18 protein-coding genes are annotated in these 23,398 nt (G+C 60.6%); 4 read left to right on the top strand and 14 right to left on the bottom strand.

The features are described 5' to 3' along the window. The 3 genes from CHB88_RS11015 to CHB88_RS11005 form a co-directional block, all read right to left on the bottom strand. Positions 1-254: DUF3329 domain-containing protein (locus CHB88_RS11015; RefSeq protein ID WP_245844900.1), on the bottom strand; the 254-nt coding region annotated here is incomplete at its 3' end. Between the two features lie 32 nt (positions 255-286). Next, the gene (gene phoB, locus CHB88_RS11010; protein WP_089399360.1) at positions 287-988 is read right to left on the bottom strand and encodes a phosphate regulon transcriptional regulator PhoB; all 702 of its coding nucleotides are present in this window, start codon (positions 986-988) and stop codon (positions 287-289) included. Positions 989-1,093: 105 nt separating this feature from the next. Then, positions 1,094-2,326, bottom strand: coding sequence for a DUF445 domain-containing protein (locus CHB88_RS11005; protein WP_245844898.1), 1,233 nt, complete (start codon positions 2,324-2,326; stop codon positions 1,094-1,096). Between the two features lie 98 nt (positions 2,327-2,424). Between CHB88_RS11005 and CHB88_RS11000 the strand changes: the two genes are divergently transcribed. The 4 genes from CHB88_RS11000 to CHB88_RS10985 all read left to right on the top strand — a co-directional run bounded on the left by CHB88_RS11000 (position 2,425) and on the right by CHB88_RS10985 (position 8,840). Further along, positions 2,425-3,132, top strand: coding sequence for a DUF1045 domain-containing protein (locus tag CHB88_RS11000; RefSeq protein WP_089399359.1), 708 nt, complete (start codon positions 2,425-2,427; stop codon positions 3,130-3,132). A gap of 161 nt (positions 3,133-3,293) precedes the next feature. Beyond that, the gene (locus CHB88_RS10995; protein WP_143131218.1) at positions 3,294-3,815 is read left to right on the top strand and encodes a polyhydroxyalkanoate granule-associated phasin; all 522 of its coding nucleotides are present in this window, start codon (positions 3,294-3,296) and stop codon (positions 3,813-3,815) included. A 566-nt stretch (positions 3,816-4,381) separates the two neighbouring features. Next, a complete protein-coding gene (locus CHB88_RS25140; RefSeq protein WP_176442416.1) occupies positions 4,382-5,866 on the top strand; it encodes a DUF4124 domain-containing protein in 1,485 nt (494 codons plus the stop codon). A 601-nt stretch (positions 5,867-6,467) separates the two neighbouring features. Continuing rightward, positions 6,468-8,840: an RICIN domain-containing protein gene (locus tag CHB88_RS10985; protein WP_176442415.1), complete on the top strand. Its 2,373-nt coding sequence runs from the start codon at positions 6,468-6,470 to the stop codon at positions 8,838-8,840. A 76-nt stretch (positions 8,841-8,916) separates the two neighbouring features. Here the strand turns inward: CHB88_RS10985 and CHB88_RS10980 are convergent, their stop codons facing one another. The 11 genes from CHB88_RS10980 to CHB88_RS10930 form a co-directional block, all read right to left on the bottom strand. Next, positions 8,917-10,098, bottom strand: coding sequence for a glycosyltransferase family 2 protein (locus CHB88_RS10980; RefSeq protein WP_089399388.1), 1,182 nt, complete (start codon positions 10,096-10,098; stop codon positions 8,917-8,919). After that, on the bottom strand, positions 10,077-11,339 hold the full coding sequence (locus CHB88_RS10975; RefSeq protein WP_217900153.1) for a glycosyltransferase: 1,263 nt from the start codon (positions 11,337-11,339) through the stop codon (positions 10,077-10,079). The genes CHB88_RS10980 and CHB88_RS10975 overlap by 22 nt, the downstream gene beginning before the upstream one ends. Before the next feature lie 45 nt (positions 11,340-11,384). Further along, positions 11,385-12,788 carry an Atrophin-1 multi-domain protein gene (locus tag CHB88_RS10970; RefSeq protein ID WP_217900152.1) on the bottom strand — a complete coding sequence of 468 codons (1,404 nt, stop codon included), beginning with the start codon at positions 12,786-12,788 and terminating at the stop codon, positions 11,385-11,387. A gap of 65 nt (positions 12,789-12,853) precedes the next feature. After that, complete coding sequence (locus CHB88_RS10965; RefSeq protein WP_089399355.1) at positions 12,854-14,308, bottom strand: O-antigen ligase family protein; 1,455 nt, start codon at positions 14,306-14,308, stop codon at positions 12,854-12,856. Positions 14,309-14,342: 34 nt separating this feature from the next. Then, positions 14,343-15,422 (bottom strand): glycosyltransferase family 2 protein, encoded by a 1,080-nt coding sequence (locus CHB88_RS10960; RefSeq protein WP_089399354.1) that lies wholly within the window; start codon positions 15,420-15,422, stop codon positions 14,343-14,345. Between the two features lie 63 nt (positions 15,423-15,485). Next, on the bottom strand, positions 15,486-16,490 hold the full coding sequence (locus CHB88_RS10955; protein WP_089399353.1) for a glycosyltransferase family 2 protein: 1,005 nt from the start codon (positions 16,488-16,490) through the stop codon (positions 15,486-15,488). A gap of 38 nt (positions 16,491-16,528) precedes the next feature. Then, complete coding sequence (locus tag CHB88_RS10950) at positions 16,529-17,956, bottom strand: MOP flippase family protein (protein ID WP_089399352.1); 1,428 nt, start codon at positions 17,954-17,956, stop codon at positions 16,529-16,531. 186 nt (positions 17,957-18,142) lie between these two features. Continuing rightward, positions 18,143-19,126: a glycosyltransferase family 2 protein gene (locus CHB88_RS10945; protein ID WP_089399351.1), complete on the bottom strand. Its 984-nt coding sequence runs from the start codon at positions 19,124-19,126 to the stop codon at positions 18,143-18,145. A 74-nt stretch (positions 19,127-19,200) separates the two neighbouring features. Then, positions 19,201-20,097, bottom strand: coding sequence for a polysaccharide biosynthesis tyrosine autokinase (locus CHB88_RS10940; protein ID WP_143131217.1), 897 nt, complete (start codon positions 20,095-20,097; stop codon positions 19,201-19,203). A 70-nt stretch (positions 20,098-20,167) separates the two neighbouring features. Further along, the gene (epsF, locus tag CHB88_RS10935; RefSeq protein ID WP_089399350.1) at positions 20,168-21,595 is read right to left on the bottom strand and encodes a chain length determinant protein EpsF; all 1,428 of its coding nucleotides are present in this window, start codon (positions 21,593-21,595) and stop codon (positions 20,168-20,170) included. A gap of 114 nt (positions 21,596-21,709) precedes the next feature. Continuing rightward, the gene (locus CHB88_RS10930) at positions 21,710-22,828 is read right to left on the bottom strand and encodes a WecB/TagA/CpsF family glycosyltransferase (RefSeq protein WP_089399349.1); all 1,119 of its coding nucleotides are present in this window, start codon (positions 22,826-22,828) and stop codon (positions 21,710-21,712) included. Between the last annotated feature and the right edge of the window lie 570 nt (positions 22,829-23,398).

Below are 23,398 nucleotides of genomic sequence, written 5' to 3'. Positions count from 1 at the left end.
GCCAGCTCGGCCTGGTTGCGCTCGTCGTCGCGGCGCAGCTTGTAGAGCCGGGAGAAGATGTCGCTCCAGGCGCCCCAGCCGTCCGGCAGCCGGCTGCCCACGGGGTCGTCCAGCCAGCGGCCCAGGCGGTACAGGCACCACAGCTGCAAGCCGATGGCGCCGAGCAGGGTCGAAGCGAGAACCGCAAGCCCGGCAATCAGGCCATACCAGTCGGCGACCGCGCCGGCGACCACCAGTACAACCAGCAGGCGCAATCCCGCTGGCACCCAGAAGAGCAGGCGCGGATTCATGAAGCGGAAGCGGGATCGGCAAAGCGATAGCCGACGCCACGCACGGTCTGTATCCAGGCTTCGCCGTCGCCGAGCGCCTTGCGCAGCCTGAGGATATGGACGTCCACCGTGCGCTCCTCGATCGCCACATGGTCGCCCCACACTTTGTCCAGCAACTGGCTGCGCGAAAACACCCGGCCGCCATGTGCCATCAGGAATTTGAGCAGCCGGTATTCAGCCTGTCCGATCTCGGCGCGGCGGCCATCGACGGTAACCGAGCAGGTCGCCGGGTCAAGCAGAATGGGCCCCGCCTCCATCGCCTCCAGTGCTTGCTCAGGCAGCCTGCGCCGCAGCAGCGCCCGGATGCGGGACACCAGTTCGCGCGGCGAGAAGGGCTTGGTGATGTAATCGTCGGCGCCGCCGTCGAGCCCGGCGATCTTGTCTTCCTCCATGCTCTTGGCGGTCAGCATGATCACCGGGAGCGCTTGCAGGCGCGGCTGCGCACGCAGGCGGCGCAGAAATTGCAGCCCGCTTTCGCCAGGAAGCATCCAGTCGAGAAGCAGCAGGTGCGGGAGCCGCTGTTGCAGGCGCTCCAGGGCTTCCTCGGCAGAGGTCGCGACGATGACCTCGATGCCGGCATCCTGCAGACTGAAGCGGACCAATTCGACGATCGCGGGCTCGTCTTCGACGAGCAGGACGGTGTTTCTTTCGACGGGCATCGCCGATTTCTTTTGCTGAGTTGAAAACGCTATTCTCAAGCATTTCCCGGCCCGGCGTCGACTGCCATGCGCCATCGCCGACAGGCAGGCCATCGCTGCAACGCGTTAGATCAGCAGCCCGATCACGTGCAGCACCAGGCCCACCGCGCCGCCGACCAGCGTGCCGTTGATGCGAATGTATTGCAGATCCTTGCCGACATAGAGTTCCAGCTTGCGCGACACCGTGTCGGTATCCCATTTGCGGACGACGCGAGCCACCAGGTCGGCGATCTGGCGCCGCCGCGCAACGATGGCATGAGTGGCCTGCAGCCGTATCCACTGGTTGATCTTCCCCTGCATGCGCGGGTCGCTCAGCAGCTCGGTGCTCGCCACCTGGAGCGCGCCCTCGAGCCGCGCGGCGATCTGCGAGTCCGGCGACCCGGCGTCGGCCAGCAGGCGGTCGCGCACGTCGTGCCAGATCTCCAGCATGTAGTGGCGGAACATTTCGTGGTTGACCACCTCGCTCAGCAATGCCTCTATTTTGCGTTCGTATTCGGGCGACTCCCTAAGCTTGAAAACCAGCTTATCGGTCGCATTGCCGAAGCGGATCCGCCATTCGCTGTCTTCGTCACGCATCTCGTTCAGCGTGCTCTGCAACGCGTCGACGATGCGCTCATAAAACTTTTCGTCGATCAGCTTGGGCAGCCAGCGCGGGCTGCTCTCATGGATCTTCCAGCGGATATAAGGCTTGTTGCGCTCCAGCGCATTCGATACGACGCCGATGAACTGGTCGTACATCTCCTGGCGTTGCTGGCCCGCGGTGAGCATGGCCAGGATTTCCGCCAGCACCGGGCCGAACTTCATGCTCTGCAATGCCGCCGCGATGCGCCCCTGCATGAACTGGCGCACATCCTCATCTTCGACCACCTTCAGAAGCGACGGGATGCTGCGCACCATCTGCCTGGCGAGCAGGCGGCTGTTTTCCGGGTGCGCCAGCCAGGCAGATGCCATGCCGGCAAAATCGATGTGGCGCAATTCGTCGCGCATCACTTCCTGCGTAATGAAATTGTGCTCGAGGAAGTTGGCCAGGCTTTCGCCGATGCGGTCCTTATTGCGGGGAATGATGGCGGTATGCGGAATCGGCAAACCCAGCGGGTGCCGGAATAGCGCGCTCACGGCGAACCAGTCGGCAAGCGCGCCTACCATGGCGGCTTCGGCGAAAGCACTGACGTAAGAAAGGAAAGGAAATCGCGGCTGAAAAACCCGGGCGGCCACGAAAAGCGCCGCCATGAACAGCAGCAGTCCGGTCGCGATGCGGCGCATTTTGCCGAGTTGCCTGGCCTGGATTTCTTCCTGCATCGAGCGGTCTGAGCGTTGTATAAAAAGAATCAATGTTCGAGTTTTGGCCGGCGATATTAGTTCAGCCGTGACAACAATCCTAAGCCATCTCCCCGATCATGTCGCGCTACGCCATCTATTTTTCGCCTGCAAGCAATTCCCCGTGGTGGCCAGCCGGTTGCGCCTGGCTTGGCCGGGACGCGGAAACCGGCCTGGAGATTGCGCAACCCATGCTGCCTGCAATTCCCACTGCGCTGTTCCGGGAAATGACCTCCACGCCGCGGCGCTATGGCTTCCACGCCACGCTGAAAGGGCCGTTTTTGTTGAAGCCCGGGTTGGGCGAGCAGGCGGTATTGAACGCCGCTCGAGGTTTCTGCGCCGGCGCATCATCGTTGTCCGTCGGCAGGCTGGAGGTCGTTTTCCTGCGCGATTTTCTGGCGCTTCGGCCGAGCGGGGACGAGCATGCCCTGTCCCGCCTTGCCATGGATTGCGTACGCTATTTCGACGATTTACGGCAAGCGCCAATGCCAGCCGAACTGGCGTCCAAGAACAAGCAGCCGCTGAGCGACCGGCAGAGGCAGAACCTGTTGAGATGGGGATATCCTTACGTGGATGAAGATTTCCGCTTTCACTTTACGTTGAGCAATTCCCTGGCCGGTTATGAGGATAAGATCCGACAGGCGCTGCATACCGGCGCATGCAACTGGTTTGCTCATGCAGCCGGCGCGATTCCGATGCACATCGACAGCATCGCGGTATTCATCGAGCCGGCTCCAGGCACGGCGTTCAGGATGCTTCGCCGCTTTGAATTTGCGGCAGGACAGTAACACCAAGCAAGGGCCGATTTGATTAAAGCGGTGCGGCGGCATGAAGTCTGCCGCCGTCCGGGAACGTCCAGTGCTGATGGGCTTCGAAGCAAGGTGCCGCGTGCAGCCACGACGCTGGTTTGACCCACCCCACCTACCTACCTACCCACCATGGAGGCAACATGCCATCGCCCCGTCCTTTCAACATGATGTCTCCGCTTGACACCGCTTGGCCTTGGATCGACGTCGGCTGGAAGCAGGGTGAAATGATGCTGGCTTCCGCGCAGGTCATCAGTCATCGGCTTGGGCGCATGGTGACGGCAGGCGTATTTCCGGACGCGCGAGACCGCAAGGAGTTCCATCGAATGGGCAGCGAAAAGATCGAAGCCGCTGCCGAATCGTTCATGGCAATGAGCATGCGCCTGATCGAATCGAACCAGTCGCTGTTGCTCCTGCTGCTGGCCCAGATTCCGGCCGCCATGCTGGCAAGCCTGATGCCGGCCAAACAGAACTGGTCGGGGTTGCATGGCCCCTGGTGGGGCATGCCCGGCACGCAATTGCTGAAGAATTTTTCAGAGGTGGGAGAGCATTTCACCACATCGATGATCGAGCTTGCCGGAGTAGGATTGCAGCCGATTCATCGGCGGGCAACCGCCAACGCCGTGCGCCTCGCAGGGGTTCAGCGGCGGAAAAAATCGCGATGAATCTGGTATTGACGGCCGACTAGGTATATCGCGGGCTTTCGGATGGATGCTCCCAAACATGAGGCACTGGAAAATCATCAAGTGAGCTATGTCATATTTAAAAAGGCCTGCGTACGGTATAGAGTGAAGTCGTAACTTTCTTTCCTCAAAGGTAATTAACCGCATCCCTAACGGCATGCGGTTTTTTTTATTTTGCGAAGTTGAATGCACAAGGACGATCTCGAGATGAGAGATTGTGCGTTTGTCTTGCTGCCATCAACTTGGCCCCTAGCCTCATGAAGGTTCATACGCGACATGGCTTAAAAGGTTTGCATAAGCGACACCAGCTATAGGTCGAGCAGATCGGAATCTATTAAACGATAGAAATAAATTCGTTTCACCAGCGGAACTATTCCACGGCGAAATTCTCCTAAGAAACTCTTGCCTGAGTGCATTATTTCCTGGGAGTATCAGTGGTTATCCGATCGAACAAGCGGCTGCTTCCTGCGGCGCTGTCCTGTGTATCCGTTCTTCTGGCTGCCTGTGGCGGCGGCGATGCTTCCGACAGCACGCAAACAGAGGCGAACATGTCTTCCGCGCAGCTCGCAGCAACGACGAGCACAACAACCTGGATCCGCTGTGCCACAGAAGGCGGCACCTGCAAGGTCCCGGGCACCACCACCGTACGATATGGCGTTTCGGGCAAATATTTCACCAAGACCGTAACCGGCTCCGTTTCCTGCTCCAACAGTGCCTTCGGCGACCCGTATCCCGGCGTCGATAAGTTCTGCGACTACAAAAAGACCACCACGACTGCTCCGGCACCGGCTCCGGCACCGGCACCGGCTCCAGCGCCTGCTCCAGCGCCTGCGCCTACTCCAGCACCTGCACCGGCACCGGCACCGGCGACCACAACCACCACCTGGACTTTCTGTGCGTACGAAGACGGCTCCTGCTCCGTTCCCGGCACGACCACGGTGCGCTATGGCGCCAACGGCACGTATGCCACCAAGACCGTGACCGGATCGGTTTCCTGTTCCAACAGCGTGTTCGGCGATCCGGTGCCGGGCGTCGACAAGAGCTGCTCCTACCAGGGCACGACGACCACCCCTGCAACGACTACCACGTCGCCGACGACCTCGACGACCAATGCCCTCGTCACCGACTCGGTATTCAGCCCCAACAGCTTCTGGTACCAGACCATTCCAACCAGCGTGGCGCTGCATCCGAATTCGGCCGGCATGGTGGCCGACTTCCTGCGCCAGAAGCAGGCGTACTACGGCAACGTCACCATCAATACCGCTTCCTACGCCAGCCCGGTTTATGTGGCCGATGCCAACGCGCCGACCGTCAAGGTCTCCGTGTGGGATTGCCAGGGCAAGGGCTACCTGGATCAAAACCTGGCTTCGCAGTGGGCGGCCGTGCCGGTTCCTTCGTATGCGCAGCAATCTTCCGGCACTGACGGCGAGATGACGGTGTACCAACCTTCCACCGGCGGCGTTTGGGAATTCTGGCAAGCCAAGAATTCGAACGGCCAATGGCAGGCATGCTGGGGCGGCAGCATGAAGTCCGCGTCCACCAGCAATGGCTTGTGGGCCAATCCGTACGGCACCACGGCTACCGGCCTGCCCTTCCTCGGCGGTCAGATCACCGCGGAAGAACTCAAGCGCGGCGAGATTCGGCACGTGATCGGAATCGCGCTGGTCGACCTGGAGAACGCCAACATCTTCTCCTGGCCGGCAACGCGTTCCGACGGCTATAACCCGGCCAATGCGGCGAATCGGATTCCCGAGGGTTCCCGCATGCGACTCGATCCGAGCGTCAATGTGGATGCGCTGAACATCCATCCGGTGGCAAAAACGATCGCCAAGGCGGCACAGAAATATGGCTTCGTGGTCTGGGACAAGGCAGGCGCACTCTCGCTGCGCGCGCAGAACCCGAAATCCTATACCGCCAAGGGCCAGGCCGATCCGTATCCTGCCCTGTTCAACGGCACGCCGGAATACGCCATCCTGAACGGCTTCCCCTGGGACAAGCTGCAGGTCCTGCCGAAGGATTACGGCAAACCGTAATACGAGTTAGCTGATCAGCCTCCGGGCTGGTTTCATGGTTTCACTCTTGGGGAGGAAGACGCTGTCATCCTCCCTTTTTTATTTTCAGGAAGCAAAAGCGCTGGGCGAATGACGAAAAGGCCGCCTCGCGCCTCATTGCCAAACCGATCGCCCCGTTTCTTTCCTGTCACGTCGAGGTAATCGACCAGCCGTTAACTTCCGTCAATTGAAGGGTTGAGACCCTACAAATTGTTGGTAACCAAAAGAAATTAATGTTCTTCATGCCATGCCACTCGGGGGAGTCATGAAGAACAGGTTTAGCTTACTATTGCTATATGCAATTTTTTTAATCACTCTTGGTCTAAGCGGATGCGGTGGCGGCAACGACCAGTTGTCAAGCGCAGGGAGTGGATCGGTGTCGTCCGAGGGAACGCCTGCTGCTTCTCGCAATCTGGCTGACGGCGCCGCCGTTACGACTTCAACATGGACCTTCTGCGCACGAGAGGACGGCATTTGCAACTTCACGGGCACAACCCAGGTCCGCTATGGGCTTAACGGTCAATATGCCATTCGCACCGCTACCGGATCGATTGCTTGCAACAACAGTGTGTTCGGCGACCCCGTGGTTGGCGCAGACAAGATCTGCGAATACGAAACCGTGACCACCACGCCGCCACCGGCGGACCCGGGCACGGGAACCGGCACCTGGACGTTTTGCGCGAGGGAAGACCAGACCTGCAGCTTCAGCGGCACCAAGCAGGTACGCTACGGCCTGAACGGCACGTATGCGACCCGCACCGCCACCAACTCCATCGGCTGCAACAACAGCGTCTTCGGCGACCCGGTGCCGGGCGTCGATAAAATCTGCGAGTACCTGGACGACTCCAGCACCCCGCCGCCTCCCCCACCCAGCGGCACCTGGACGTTTTGCGCGAGGGAAGACCAGACCTGCAGCTTCAGCGGCACCAGGCAGGTGCGCTACGGCTTGAACGGCACGTATGCGACCCGCACCGCCACCAACTCCATTGGCTGCAACAACAGCGTCTTCGGCGATCCGGTGCCGGGCGTCGATAAAATCTGCGAGTACCTGAACGACTCCAGCACCCCGCCGCCTCCCCCGCCCACCAATACCGGCACGGTAGCGATCGAAAACGCGAAGACCGGCACCACTGCCTGGCAGCTTTCGAACCCGGCGACACTGGGAGAGATCGAGGGCTATGCCTCGCTGACCAGCGTGGCCAAGGGCGGCAGCATCGATTTTTACGTCAACACCAGCGCGGCCTCCTACAACATCGACATCTATCGCATGGGCTGGTATGGCGGGGCCGGTGGCAGGCTGATGCTTTCGATTCCGAACCTGACGGGCGTGGCACAGCCCAAGCCCTGCCTCAATGCCGGCGGCGTCATCGACTGCAACTGGTCGGTCAGCCGAACTCTGACCATTCCAAATACCGCTACCGATCCGGCTGCAAGCGATTACTGGGCCAGCGGCATCTACCTGGCGAAGCTGACCACCAACGGCGCCACGCCGAAGGACAGCTACATCATCTTCGTGGTCAGGGACGACGCGAGGGTCGCGACCTATATCGCGCAGCTGCCGGTCACGACCTACCAGGCCTACAACTACTGGGGCGGGAAGTCCCTCTACACCGGATGCATCAACCACAACAGCGCCTGGCAATGCGCCAACGGGTCTACGCCGGCGACCTCGGTGTCATTCAACCGTCCATATGGACCGAGCACCAATCCTCAGGCAGCTTACGGGGTAGGCGCCGGCGAGTTCATCACCAACGTTCAGCCGGTCGTCGAAGGCTATCCCATCACCAGCGCCGGGTTCGACTACAACATGGTGCGCTGGATGGAGCGGCAGGGTTATGACGTCAAGTACATCAGCAACCTCGACCTGCATGAGCGCGGCACCGCGCTGGCCAACGCCAAGGCATTCATCTCGATGGGGCACGACGAGTACTACTCCCGGACCATGCGGGACAGGCTGGTCTCCAGCCGCGATGCAGGCACCAACCTGGCTTTCTTCTCGGCGAACCAGGTCTACTGGCAAGTCCGCTTCGCCAACAGCACCTTCGGCAGCACGACCACCAACCGCATCATGACCTGCTACCGCAACGGCGGCGATCCGGTCACCGATCCCCTGCTGAGGACGGGCAAGTTCCGCGACCTCGGACTGCCGGAAGGCGCGTTCCTCGGCGCGCAGTACGTCGCCGACCCGGTGATGGGGAACGTGTCCATCACCAACGCTGAGCACTGGCTGTTCACCGGCAGCGGCGCCACCAACTCGACGGTGCTCGCCGGCCTGCTTGGCTATGAAGTGAATGCCATCGTCGCCGGCGTATCGCCGCCGAATGTGGTGTCCCTGGCGCGCTCCACGAGCGGCGGCGTCAGCAGCGACATGACCTATTACATTGCCGATTCCACCGCCCAGGTTTTCGGCACCGGCACCATGCAATGGTCATGGGGACTCGACAGCTTCATCTCCAACAGCGTGCGCAGCGATTACACCAGCACCATCGCGCAGAAGATCACCGACAACGTCTTCCGCGCCGTTGCCGAGCAGGATCTCTACACCTTCAGCAATGCCGCCAATTCGCTGTTCCTGAGCTTGCCGACCGGTTCGACGGCGGCGGTCCAGGTCGTGCAGAATCCCGCGCCTGCCAATGGCTCCAAAGCCAATCAGTGGCGCATGCTGGCCTATGGGGATGGCGCCTTCCAGATCGTTTCCCGCGGCAGCGGCCTGTGCCTGGACGCCTATGGCTCGACGGCCGGCTCCCAGGTCGGCACCTGGGAGTGCAACGGCCTCCCGCATCAGCGCTGGAAACTCACCGCGGTCGGCGGCGACAGCAACCTGTTCACCATCACCGACATGCGCTCGCAACTCTGCCTGAGCGCACCCAGCACGAATTCGGGCAGCGGCGCGGGCCTGGTGCTGCAGGCTTGCGTCAACAGCCCGACGCAGCAATGGCGCCGAACCGGAATCTGACGGTTGTCCGCTGAAAAGCCGGATGCGAAGGAAATTCGCATCCGGCTTTTTCAAGCCACCAGAAGTTCATGCCGATTCAACGCCTCTCCGTCCGTATCCACTCCACCTGGCGCCTCAAGAAGAAGCGGACATACAGCGGCAGCTTGCCGGCGATATAGCCCATGCCGAACAGGATGTCCCTGGCGCTGACGATGCCGCGGCCAAAGCATATCCAGGCCAGCATCAGTGCGCTGCCCAGCAACAGCATGACGGCCAGCGCCGCGAAGAACGGCAGCCAGGCGCCGCTCAACAGGGAAGCGCCGAGTCCAAGCAGGGACAAGGCCGCGCAAGCCAGGCAAAGCAGCGCCAGCGGCGGCACCATGAGATCAAGAGCCATCATCAGCAATTCGACATTGCCGGTCGTGACGGCGCGCCGGAGCGCGCCGGGAAGCGCCCCGAAAATCATGCCCATATGTCCGTGTTCCCAGCGGGAGCGCTGTGCTTCCGCGCCGCGGGCGCTCGTCGGGAATTCGCTATGCACGCGCGCCGCCGGGCAGAACAGCGGCGCAGTGCCGCGTGAGGCCAGGTCCAGGCCCAGCTTCATGTCTTCCACCAGATGCCCGGTCGCCAGCGGCGCGGCGCTGATCACGCTCCAGGGGAAAGCCATGCCGGTGCCCATCAGCTGGCATGGCAGGCCGGCGTGCCGCATACCGAGCGGCCGGACATGGTTCTTCACCAGCCAGGCGAATTCGGCGATGCGGCTGGAAAGTCTTTCCCGGTCCGGCGCATGCATCAGATACAAGCCCTGCACCGGCCGCCCGCTGGCGACCGCCTCCCGCGCCAGGATATCGATGGCGCCGCTCTCCAGCGTGCAGTCCGCATCGACGATGATCACCACCGGGCGCGGATCCGATGCCAGGATGCGGACACCATGGTCGAGCGCATAGCCCTTGCCGCGCCTCAGTTCATCATGGCGCTCGGTGATTTCCGCACCGGCGCGCCAGGCAATGCCGGCCGTGTCGTCGCTGCAGTTGTCGGCAACGACCAGCAGCCGGTCCCCTGCCTTCAACTGCGCCTTGAGCCGATCCAGGGTATCGCCCAGGCTGGCCGCTTCATCATGGGCAGGCACCAATACCGCCACTGCGGGGCGCTCCCCGCCAGGCTGCTCGCCCTTGCGTTCGCCGCGCCACGCCAGCAGCACTTGCATCAGCAGCATCGTCACCGGGACGGCAACCAGGGCCGCAACCGCGAGAAACGTCAGTTCAAGGAAGAAGACCATGCCTGCTCCTGGAGTCCGGACAACTGGGAATGAATCGCGCGCCGGAACTGCTCCGCCAGCTTGGCCGCCTCCCGGTCGCTGTCGTGCCTTTCCAGAGCGCGCTGGCGAGCCCGCTCCCCCATGACTGCCAACGCTTCCGGCGGCGACCGCAGGCAGGCTTCCATGGCGGCGGCCAGCTCCTCCACCGAACCGGAGGCGAAAAGCCAGCCATTCTCGCCAGCCGTGACCAGTTCCGGAATGCCGGCGATATAGGTGCTAAGGACCGGCCGGCGCAGCGCCATGGCTTCCATGATCACCACCGGCAATCCTTCGGCAAAGCTGGGCAGCACCAGCGCCCTGGACGCAAGCAGTCGCTCCCTCACTTCGGCGCTTCCGATCCAGCCGGTGATGCTCACCTGCCCGCCGAGGCCCAGTGCGGCGATGGCGCGCTCGATTTCCGGCCGCAGTTCGCCGTCTCCCGCCAGCACCAATTCCAGTGGGACGCCCTTGCGGGCCAGCAGATGCGCCGCCCGCAACAGGAGCAGCTGTCCTTTCTGCTCGCACAGCCGGCCGACGCATACCAGCCGCGGCGTCACCGGCACCGGTACCGGCGCCACGTCGTGGAAGGCCTGCTCCAGGCCGCAATGCACGATCCTGATCTTGTCCCACTGCCCGGCATCGACCCACCGGTAAAGCTGGCCGCGTCCGTAGGAGCTGATGGCGACGACGAAGGAACTGCGCCGCACTTTTTCCGCCAGATTGATCGCTGCGGGCTTGTCGAACTCTTCGGGCCCGTGCACGGTGAAGCTGTAGCCGCAACCCGACAGCAGCGCAGCGAGCATGACGACATCGGTGGAGTTGGTGCCGAAATGCGCATGCAGGTGATCGCAGCGCGCCTGCTCCGCCCAGGATGCCAGCAGACAGGCTTCCGCCAGATAGACGAGGTGCAATGGCCAGGGCCGCTCCGAGCGGCGCGCCATCCTCAGCGTCAGGACCAGGGCCGACAGCCAGCGCAGCGGATGCGACAGCAATGCCGCCAGCGCCGCCTTCGCCAGGCCGACCAGGCCGCCGCGCAGCAGGTAGCGGGTGCGCAGGCGTTCGCGCTCGTCCTCGGCGTCCGCCAGCGTCGCGTCCCAGCCGCGCAAGGCAAATCGCTCGACGCCGATGCCCAGCTTCTCCAATCCCTGGATCTCCCGCCGGATGAAGCTGTGACTGACCTTGGGATACTGGTTGATCAGGTATGCGATGCGTATCGGATTCATTGTTGTTCCTCGCCTGTCTGCCTCGATGCCACGGCCGGATGGCCACTACCGTTTCGCCTGCGCCGGGTCGCCATCGCTTTGCCGCCGCAATTCGCCCCGCACGCTGGATGGCTTGCCGGCGCCGCTGATGACATACAGTCGTGGCGCGGCGGCCTGGCCGGGCCAGACGAAGCTGAAGGACTCGCCATTGCCGAGTTCGCCGCTGTCGATGCGCGGCTTGCCCTCCCCGGCTGCATCGATCGTCAGGCGCAGCCTGGCGCCTCCGGTCGATACCGCCTTGAGCCGATAGCGGACGCCGGCGCGCGGCGCGGCCCATCGCACGTCGGTGAGGGAAGCCTGCAAGTCCTTCTTCTGCACGATGGGCCGGGGCGCCGCCGGAAAATGCACCGATTGAGTCCAGGTATCGAACCAGCCATGCGGTCCGTCGCCATCATGCTGCCAGGGGCCTCGCAAGGACAGCAGGTTGAGGTCCTTGTCCGGCACGATGCGGCGGCCGTCGCCATCCAGCCATGCCTGCGCACCGGTGACCTGGCGCAGCGCTTCCCGGATTTTTTCGAGATCCGCCGCCGCCTCCTTGTTCCAGGGTTCGCCCGGCAGGTCCAGGCCGCTGCCCGTCTCGGCATAAACGATGAAAGGCGTGCCGTCGTTGCGGTCGACCACGTAAGCGCCATATGTCTTCAGGGTTTCGGCGATCTTGCGCACGCGCCGGTCCGCCAGCGCGCGCACGTCGAAGCCCCGCGGCAGCATCAGCAAGGCGCCTTGGGGAATGCGGCCGGTATTCACGCTGCGCGCCTCCCGGTCGGCGGAGGTGGCGGGATAGATGTAGGCCGGATCGGGCGCCAGCGCATTGGTGGCCAGGGACAGGGCCAGCGCATGCCGGTAAAGCGGCGCGCCGTCGTCGACTTCATGCTGGCGGATCAGCCCGGCCATTGCCGGCACGCCAGTGGCGCGGGCGCCCTGGAAATAATGCGCCGGATCGCCCCAACCGCGCCCCGCGAGCGGGCTCCACGCATACTGCGCCGCCGTCCAACGCCCTTCCTCCTGCCGCAGCTGCCAGAAGGAGTGAACGATGCCGAGCACCGGATCGACGATGTCCGCATGCCCGTCGGTGCCGGCTGCCCCCTGCACGCCAGCCGGCCAGTGCGGTATCTTCACGTTGCCGGCTTCCTGGGCGTCCGGATTCCACAAGCCTTTGCCGCCCGGCCCGGAGACCGTCATCGAACCATCGTCGGCGCGGCTGACGAAGACGCGGGTGGACCACTTGCTGGCCATGACGGCGGGCGAATACTTCGCGGCCGGGACGCCGACGTTGTCGTCGAGGACCGGATCGACCGGACGGCTGTTCCAAGGCGAATCGGCGGCGAAAGGCTTGCTTGCCGACCCCCATGCCTGAATCTGCGCTTCCTGCCTTGCCGGTGGACGCTTGCCCGCGGGCTCGTCACGTCCCATGCATGGCGCCGCCATACCCAGCATGACGGTCGCCGCTGCCACCGCGGCAAGTGGATGCCCGGTCTTCACTGCCGGCTCCGGCGAACTGCCGCGCCGGCCGGTCTGCTCCACGGCGCCGGCCGCTTCGCCTGCGGTGCCGGCCGCGGTTCAGCGGCAGCCTTCGCCGCTCCTCTCAGCAGCAAGGCACAGCCGGCCCCGATGAGGAACCAGTAATACCAGTTGACGACGAGGTAGAACATCATGTTGTCGGAGAACGAAACCATCAGATAGCTCACCACGGTGGCGGTGATGAAGAACGCCGCGAGCCGGTCGACTTTTCTGAGCTGAAACGAATAGCCCAGCATCCGAACCTGGAGCCAGAGGTAGGCGGCCACCCCGAGCAGTCCGGTCTCGAAAAACCACTGGACGTACACGTTATGCGCATCCCATTTGAAGCCGGCGCTGAGGGGGAAAAAATCCAGCACGTTGTCCCGGAAAGCACCCAGGCCATAGCCAAGCAGATACCGGCCCGGATCCATCCACCCCAGCGCCGATTCCCACAGGGCGACGCGCCAGGCGAAGGAATTGAGCTTGACCTGCGGCCCCACTTCCGAATCGGAGAGGATGTCGAGCAACCGTTCCTGCACCACCGGGATGAAGAAGCTCGCCACGAAAGCGAGCCCGAGGTAGATCAGATACCGGCGCTCGAACACCGCCGCATAGCATGCAAACACGACCACTACTGCAATCCATGCGCTGCGGGTCTGCGTCAGCATAAGCAGCCCGAACAACAGGAGCAGGTAGGCGCCCAGCGCCATCCGCAGCATCACGGGCATGCGGACCGTGCCGCTCTTCAGATAGTAAAAGCCGATGAATTGCACCAGCATCAGATAGAAAGCGAAGATGTTGGCATGGGTGAAGGTGCTTTTAATCCGATAGCCCCCTGACAACAGGCCGAGATTGGCCCCGGTCTCGTAAAGCCCGTAGAGCGCCGGCAAAATGGAAGAGAGCACGACCAGCAAGGCGCAATAGCGGAAGTCCGCCGATTCCCGGACCAGGTAAAAGGCGCTGATGAAGACGGCGAAGTTCGACAGCCAGGTCAGGTAAAAGCGGATCGCATCGGCTTTTTCGGGAGAGAGGAGAATGCCGTGAATCGCGGCGGCAAAGAACGCCAGCCAGGCAATCGCCATCTTCCTCGGGAAGGCGGCAGGCTTCTCGAACACGAGCGCAAACGCCAGGAGAATGATGCACAGGTTGATGAGCGCGCCCAGGCCGGCACCCTGGCCGCTGCCAGCCGTGCGCGTGGCTTCCAGTACGATATCGAGCGCCGATCGCGTCAGCAGGATCAGGATCAGCAGTGTCTTGCGGCTGGCGGCAAAAGCGGCGATCCCGATCAGGAGCAAGGGCACGGCGGCGATGGCAACCACGCCGTCCCCGGCCACGCCGAGGTAGAACGGCAGCAGAACGCCCAGGCCGCAGGCGGCCCCCAGGAATATCGCGAAAAGCGTATAGGGAGAAGCGCTGGTTTTCCCGTCAAGCACGTTGTATTCCTTTCATCTGCCCAATGAACAGTTCTCAGGTGGCCGTATTCACCGGCGCGACTTGCAACAAGGTCTGCCGGCGCAAGCTGCCCGCCAGCCATGACTTCACGGTGTGCCACTCCGACGGCCGCACGCCATGACGCGCGGCGAACGATGCATACTTCGCGGCCATCGCGGCGCTTCGCCTGTCGGCGAGGACCTCGCGGAAAGCCAGCTCCCGCTGCAATCCGCGCGATGGCGGCAGCACCCGGACGAGTGTCTTTTTCAAGGCGTCGAACTGCGCCCGAAAATCCGTTTCCTGGCCGATGAGAAAAAGCCTTTCGCCATGGTTGCAGAAAGGCGCGGGGTCGAACTTTGCCGTGCCATGCAGGGCGGCGAAGGAATCCGCCAGATAGCGCGAGACGTCCAGTGCCACGCGCAGCTGTTCCATCGCCTTGATCTTGCTGATATTCGTCTGGTGCCAGCGGTACCGGATCAAGGGCTCCTTGAGATTGACGCATCTGCCGAGCATGGCGAGCTGCCCCAGGAAGAAATAGTCTTCAGCCAATGCCGGCACCGCCAGGCGGCGATGCTCGGGAAGCACTCTCAGGAAATCGATGCCGTAAAGAGCGCCGACGCGGCGCAGGCTGTCCAGCCTGAAGCAGACCGCCGGATTGGATGACGGTATGCGAAACAGGGAAAGCGGCGCGTAAGCGCCCTCCTCGACCGGCATGTCCAGCCTTCCGACCACCCGGTCGCGGCCATTGATGATGTCGCCGAGCGATCCGGCGCAGATGAGGTCGGGGTTGGCGCTGAAAGCATCGACCATGACAGCCATGCGCTGCGGCAGCGAGACGTCGTCCGCATCCTGGCGCAGGACATATTTCGCATCGCATAAGGCAAGGCCGCCGTTGAGAATATCGGACAGCGAATCGCGCTCGGGGAAGCGCCTGACCGTGATCCGCGAATCGGCTTCGGCGAATTTGGAAGCGCATTCGAAGCTGCCATCGGAAGAGGCGTGGTCCAGAACGATCATGCGCCAGTCCCGGAAGGTCTGGTTCCGGATGCTGGCAATCGACGCCTCCAGATAGGCCATGCCGTTCTTAACCGGCATCAATACATCGATGGTCGCCATGGCACCCCCGTCGGCATGTTGCTTCGATTGGTCAATAGGGCAGACAGCAAAATAACCTCTCCTTTACGCCGCCCGCCGCTGATCCAGCGACGGGTGTCCGATCGGCCGACGGTTGCGAATCATGCCGAAGCTGAGCATGCGCACCACCTTCCGGGAGACGTAGTAGAGAAAAGCGCGCAAGTTCGACAACGACCAGACCGAGCGCAGTCCACGGAAGTAATAGCCGAACGCTTGAAAGCGCAGCCCCTTTTCGAAAAGGAGGTTCCCGATCTGGTACCGGGTCTGCGCCAGCGCCGCCAAGGCCGACTCCCACAGCCCGCGCTGCGCAAACACATCGCCCCGGGTCTGCATCCACGACAGCAGCACCCGTTCATGGAACTGAAGGGTCTCGGCGAAATCGTTGGTAAGATTCCGGTCATGGGCCCGCTTGTCGACCAGCACCTTGGACAGGCTGATCACCTCGGCATGCAGCGCGCAACGCAGCCAAAGATCGTAGTCTTCCGCCTGCCGGTATGAGACATCGAACAGGCCAACCTGATCCAGCAGGGCTTTGCGGACAACCACGGTCGATGCGGTGCCGACGAAGTTGTACCGAATCAGGATGCCGAATGCGTCCGCGGCAAACGGCCTGTCCAGCTGGAAAGCCGGATCCCCCGAGAACAGGCCGAAGTGGTTGGTCTTGGCGTGCATGGACCAGTTGTAAGTCATGAAGTCACAACAGCACAGCCCCGCCGTCGGGAAAGCTTGCAGCGCCTGCACCTGCAGCCGGAGCTTGTCGGGGTCCCATATATCGTCCGCGTCCAGGAAGGCGATCAGTTCGCCGGTGCTGGCATGAATGCCGACATTGCGCGCATTGGATACGCCGCCATTGGGAATGGAAATGACCTTGATGCGGCTGCCAAATCTTTCGAGCACCTGCAGCGTTCCATCCACCGAGCCGTCATTGACGACGATGATCTCCTCTGGCTGGTAGCGCTGCGCAAGGACGCTCTCAACGGCAAACGCGATGAACGGCGCGCCGTTGTAGACGGGAATCACTACGGATACCGTCGGGGAGGAAACGCTCATCTCAACATCCTCGGGGAGTAACTCATGCAAACCTCGAATCAACCAAATTTCGCCAGGGACCGGATGTCCGAAATGTCCTGACGCAGGAAAACCAGCAATACGACGCCATAGATCAGCGCGCCGACCATGACATTGATCGCGACGAAGCCGAGCTGCGACGGACGGATCTGCATGATGAGTTGATGAATCTCATACAGCGCCAGCAGCATGACGGCGGATGCCACCAGCGGCTTGAGGAAGTCGATCACCAGCCGCGCGAATGGAATCTTCAGCAGGCGGGCAACGCAGCAGAAGCACGGCAGGAAATTGATGATGATGGCCACCAGATAGCATGCCGCAACGCCTTCTATGCCCCAATGCACGCCGATCAGGAAAGCGCTGATCTGCAGGAAAGCGCCGAGAATCCCGAACATGAGCATCAGCCGCGCCCTGCCGAGTGAAAGAAACACTACCCCGGTGCTTGCGGTCATGGCCTGCAGAAAGCCCACTGGCGCGAGCCATTTCAGGATATTGGCCACCTCGGACCATTGCGGTCCGAACAGGATGGCGACGAATTCCGCGCGCAGGAAAAACATGCCGGCCATCAGCGGTGCCGTCGCCATGGCGATGATGCGCACCGCGCGCAGGTAGAGATTGGCGATCTCTTCGATCGAATCCTGTTTGCGGCTGAAAGCGGGAAAAAGCGCGCGCGAGATCACCGCCGTCAGATTTTGCAAAGGGAAAAGCATGATCTTGTACGCCATCGAATAGATTCCGAGCGGGCCGGGACCGAGCAGGCGCCCGATGATCATGCTGTCGGCATTCTGCTCCAGATAAATGACGAACTGAAACAGGGAAAAATTGCCCCCGAAGCCGAACAAAGACAGCAAGTCTTCCTTCGAGAAGACAAGACGTGCACGCCAGCGGTTGGCCCATCGGAGCTGGATCACGGTGATGATCGTGGACCCGATCATCTGCATCACGAGACTCCAGATCCCCGCGCCGCGATATGCGAGAAACAGCGCGATGGCGATGCCACTGATCGAACTGACGATTTCGATGCGGGCAAGCAGGCGGAAATCCGATTCCCGCTCCAGCAAAGCCTGGTGCAGCAGGCTCAGGCTGGCGATCGGAAACACAATGGCCAGCGCCATCATGATGGGAGCCAGACGCTCATCCTTGAAAATCAGTGCGATGGGATACGCCAGCAGCACCAGCAAAAGGCCAATGGAGCAACCCAGGGCGACATTGCACCAGTACACCGTGCTCTTCATTCGCTCCGTGAGTTCCTTGCGCTGAATGATGGTCGCGGAAGTGCCAAGATCCCGGAACAGGAAAGCCAGGTTGGTCACCGTCATGGCGATCGACATGAGCCCGTAGGATTCCGGCGCCAGAATCCGGCTCAGGACCGAAACGCTGATCAGCTGGGCGATGACTCTGGAAGCTTGCGACAATGCTGCCCAGCGGACGCTAGTTACGATGCGCATGGTGAAGTTCCAGATGGATGCTTGTGCGGTGTATTCGCGTTACGGGTCGATATTGGCCAGCCACCGATAAAAATCGCCTTTCGTCAGGGGATGGCTGGATTGCGCCAGCGGCAAAAAAAGTGTTCGTCGAACGCCCGCGCCGATCCAGGGTGCGTCTCCCGAAGTGCGCGGTCTCGACAAGCCAAGTCATTGCCCTCCCTGTACCAGGGCCCTGAAAGTGCGCAAGGTGGTTCTCAAATTCGAGGGAAGGCTTGCGCGCGCCAGGTCCCGCGCCGGCACGCTCCCGTTGACGCATAGCATCTCCAGGACTTCCATAGGCCGCGGGGACAATTCCGAGCGGCGGCATTCATAGAAATACAGCCACACGACGCCCGCAAGCAGCCGCTTCAAGGTCGCCTTGTGCTCGGGGTCGCGCGTTTTTCGGAGTACCCACCAAGTCGAGCGGAAGGCTTGGAAATAGCCATCGACATGCTTGCGGCTGCCGCGCCCGTTCATGATGGAGCCGTTGCGAATTCGCCTGCGATACAGGCACATATCCGTCACGACCGACTTGCCCGCTGCAGCGAACAAGCGTGGAATCACGTAATCGTCTTCATGGATGATGGAAGGAAATTTCAATCCGTCGCGCCACAACGACCGTTTGGAGACATAGAGGCAAGCGCTGGGGGAAAGCTTTCCCGAGTCCAGCATCGCCTTGCAAGCATCCAGGCCGGAGGCGAAGCTGCCCGTGACCATGCGCCGGTATTGGTCGTCCGCGGCTGCATCCGCGTTCAGGAGATTCAGCTCGTCGTCATGGAAGACAGAACTGCTGATGAAAATGAGGTCGGGGTTTTCCTCCGTCAAAATCCGTTCGGATATGCGTTCGACAAAATCCGGCTGCAGCAGGTCATCCGAATCGAAAAAGTAGATGTAATCGCCGGTGGCCAGCCCGATGCCTTCTTGACGTGCCGGTCCGAGGCCCTGATTCGCGGTGGATTTGATGGTGACACGCGGTTCGCCGGCATATCGGGACAGCTTTTCGAGCGTGCGATCGGTGCTGCCATCGTTGATGACGATGATCTCATGGAACGGCTGCGTCTGATTCAGCAGCGATTCAAGCGCGCTCTCCACATAACGTTCGACGTTATATGCGGGGACGACAACCGATATTCTCGCGGTTCCTGAGTTCATTGATCTGCCATGCTTATTGTTGGAAGGGGCGGGCCGCCCTGCGGCCCGCCCCTTCGATGCCGGTGAGCGCCGGATTAAAACGTGTTCAGCACGGAGCCGATTACATTCACTCGCGCGCTCATGGAATCGGCCATCAGACTGCGCAATGCATCGATCTGGCCGACGCCGTCCTTGACCACCACCAGCGCATTGCGTCCATGCCGCGACACGCTGTGCGCATCGCCATACAAGTCATAAGCCGGCGTGTCGACGAGGATCATGTCGAACTGGGCGACGAGCTGGTTGAGCACCAGCGAGAAGATCGGGCGTTCAAGCAGCTCGCTCGGATTGGGCGGGCAAATTCCGGCGGGCAGAATGGCGAGATAGTCGAGGCCCTCGACCTTGCGCAGCACATCCAGCGAAACGCGGCCGGCGAGCACGCTCGAGAGGCCGCTCTTGTTGTCGATGCCGAAGAGGCTATGCTGGCGCGGATGTCGGAAGTCTGCATCGATCAATAAAGTCCTTTTACCAAGCTGGCTGAACAATACCGCCAGGTTGGCCGCCAAAATGCTGCGCCCTTCCATGCGATGCGCGCTGATGATCGAAAGCACCCGTTCATCATTGTCGTGTTCCGCCAGACAAGCGAGGATGGAGCTGCGCAGGCGGCGCAGAATTTCGGTTCTACCCGATGTCATCTCGTAAGCGGCGAAGACTTCATGGTGGACCCGGCTCCGTCCGCGTACGAGATAGCCGCAATCAAACTGGCGCAAGAGTGCCTGCGCGACGTCGGTTTCGGACAGCAGGCCCATGCGCACCGCCGCCTCGCCGAACAGGCAATCTGATTTCTGCTGGAAGACGCAAATATTCTCGATGTCGTCGCTTTCCAGGCGACCGGCGTCGACAAGTATGGTCCCGATGGGCCGACTCGGCCGGCGAAAGATTTCGCTGACGTTCTCGTCGGTGGTGACCTGAAGGTAATTGGGAGTGGTCATGTGCCGTGGCCTTTAACCTTGGACTGGATGGGTTTTCTGTCAAGCGGGTCTTCAAACGCAACCGGCCTCGTCATGAGCTGCCGGGAAGCATTTTCGGCCGGTTCCAGGGAAGCAGGCCCGGCTGCCGGCCATCTCCTTCAAGCCCAAATGAGTCGATGCGTACCAATACCGGAAGGCCGACGAGCTCTTCCAGATCGCGCACCGAACGCACGCGTCGGTCAAGCAGTTCCATCACGATCGCGCAGCAAATGCCGAGGAACATGCCGACAAACGCTGCCACCAGCAAAACGATGGTCGGGCGTGGCGAAGCGGCATCCCGCGGAATGATCGCGCTGGTGAGCACCGAGATGTCGGATTGGTTGGATTGCCCCTGGATCTTGGATTGCGCGAGCCTTTGCGAAACGGCTTCATACGTTTTTTGGGCGGTCTCGGCATCCTTCACCAGCAGATTCAGCTCATTGCGTTTCTGGTTGAGGTCCTGAATCCTCGCCTTCTGCTCCTCAACCGCGGCCCGCAGTTCGTTTGCCCGCCGTTCCAGGATCTGGGCGTTGTTGGAAATTGAGCGAGAGATGATGGCAATATTGGCCCGCAGCGCTGCCTGCAGCTTGGTCACCTCGGCCTTGGCTTCCTGATAGGTAGGATGGTCACGGGTATATTTTTCCGAAATGATCGCCAGCTTGGTCTCGGCCTTGTTGAGTTCGATCTTCAAGCCCTGGATCAGGGCATTGTTGGCCACGTCGGGGGATTCGTCCGCCCTTCCCTGGACCTGTTTTCCTCTGGAGTTCGCCTCCATCAATTGCGACTGCGCGACGACCAGCTGATTCGACAATTCGTTGAGGCGCGTATTTTCAACGTCGATTCGGTTGTCCGCATTGACGATGCCGCTCTCCCGCTGGTACCGCGTCACTTTTTCCTGGGCCGCCTCGAAATTGTTGCGCAGGTTTTTCAGCTGCTCGGTGAAGTAATTGGAGGCGCTGCGCGCCGGATTGGCATCGATCTCCGCCGTGACCTGTTGGTAGGCGTCTACGAATCCATCAGCAATTGCCGCCGCATACTTCGGGTCGGAAGCCTTGAAGCTGACGTTCAACACGCTGCTTTCCTTGGAAGGCTTCACCTCCAGCTTCTTGAGCAGATAGTTGGCGAGCCACTCGCGGATATCCGTATTGCCCTTGGTAGCTTCCTCGTATTCTTCGCGGAAAAGGGGTACGGAGGCGAGCTTCAATCGATCGACAACCCGCAGAGCAACGGTCATGCTCTTGATGATGTCGATCTGGGTGGACATGTAGGTAGGCAAGTAGCCGGAAACAAGCTGTCCAGGCGCAGTGGACCCGCTCACCGAATCGGTGCCTTTGTAGTTGAGCACGATGGACGTCGTTGCCTTATAGGTCTTCGGCATCAAGACCACTGTCGCGCAAGCCGCGAGCAGGGTCAATGCGAGCACCATAAAGATCACTCTTGCTCTCGCCTTCAGGATCAACAGCAGCTGCAGCAGGCTCATTGGGCTCTTCCCGTTATGTCAGACCAAGACTACCAATTGACAACTTAACCATTCCGGCCTATCCCCCCACCTCTGCAGAATGCTGAGAAAAATCAATGAGGTTCGGCTTTTAATTCAGCTCAACAAATACTCCGCGCAATGCAGGCAGAACATTTTTTTCACCGATGGTGAAACACCGACGACGTGAAATTTCATGCCTATCTTCAATTGATGGCCGTAAAGCAACGCAAACAATCCAAGCAGCGCGCTATCGACGTAATTGAGGTGGTGGCAATCCAGGGTGATGTCACTTGGCTCAATCGTGGCTTCGGTGAACTTGGTTCTTAATTCGCCGATGTTTTTCTCACCCCAGGGGCCTACGAAAGTGATCTGTACTTGGCGGTCGTCTTTATGGAGAAACACCTTGGCATGGTCGAACAGGTAAAGCGGTACCCGTCGCGTGCGCTGCACCAACAAGCATGGAAGCACGCGGGTCAGCATCAAGTTCATGAAGGACAATCCATCAGAAAAATAGCGGCGCCAGAGTACGGGTTCCTCTTTGATACGCCACAGCCACTCCAGGCCGATGCGCTGCAACCACTCAGGCGCGCGATATATGCGGCCGGCCGTCATGTTGACCACGGCGCCGAGATGACTGATGACCGGCACTTGAATCAGCGAATAATTTCTCTCTATCCATGCCTGGCCTTTCTTGGCGCCCATCGCGATGATGAGAAAGTCCGGTCCGCAGGTATTGATGTCCTCGATAAACTCCCGACGGCTCATCTCTTCCATCGAACCGTATCCTGGCGATTTGTGGCCCACGCACTTCACGCCGAACGACGCGCTGTTCACCAGCTCTGCAGCCTTTCCGGCTGCTCCATCCGGACCGCCGAAAAAATACACCGATAGTGCATCCTTGTTGCGCTTGCAGATCGATTCAAACAAGGTGGAGCCCGCGATCCGTTCGCGGATAGGAACCGACATCAGCTTGCTGATCCACACCAGTGGCATACCATCCGGCAATGAAAGATCGCTGCGGATGACGGAATCGCGGAAGTTCTTGTCGGTGCGACTCCCGATGACGAAGTTGAGGTTGGGCGTAGAAAGGAAACACCGGTTTCTCGTCGTCGCTGCGTTTCGTATCTTGTCGACGGCTTGCTGAAGCGATATGGCATCTAGCGGCAATCCCAGGATGCAGTACACCGGGCGGAAAAAATCCGTCTTTTGCGTTGTCGGGGCATCCAAATACATCTGTCAATCTCCGGTGAAAGCATCGCCGCTGGGAAAGTCCTAATGAGTCGCCTCCTTAGCGCGATTTTTCAAGCGCTCAAGCAATTCGCCTAATTTAACGATACAGCTTGCAAAAATATAATAAAAACATTTTATTTATTTCTATTAGTCACTGATTCTTACATGTAATTTTTTAAGCGATCTAGTTTGAGTTTTCTTGTTGAACACGGAAGTTTTAAACACTGAATGATCGACTGGAACATTCAAGGGAGCGCTATGTAGAACCCGTCTCACGCAGCGCCAACTCACACATCCGCACGCCCGAAGAACGAACCCTAAAAATCAAGGACTAGCAGTCCTCTTAAAGATAATGACTCGGTCCTTTCACCTCTAATAAAAATAGAGCGGATATGGTTTTTTCGCCACACCTTTTCTCTAGATCAATTCTCAGGCGAAATCTCTTTAAGGCAGCTCAATCGATGCACGCTTTATCTTTGATAAAGCGATTGTTAGACATCTTTTATTGTTAATCTATTTATTCCATTTATCGTTTCGTTCGCAGTCTTGAATGTTATCAATACCTATCAAATC

The sequence above is a fragment of the Noviherbaspirillum humi genome (genome assembly GCF_900188095.1).
GTDB lineage: Bacteria > Pseudomonadota > Gammaproteobacteria > Burkholderiales > Burkholderiaceae_D > Noviherbaspirillum > Noviherbaspirillum humi.
Note: the sequence above shows the minus strand (reverse complement) of the source record. Positions and strands in the feature narration are given on the sequence as shown.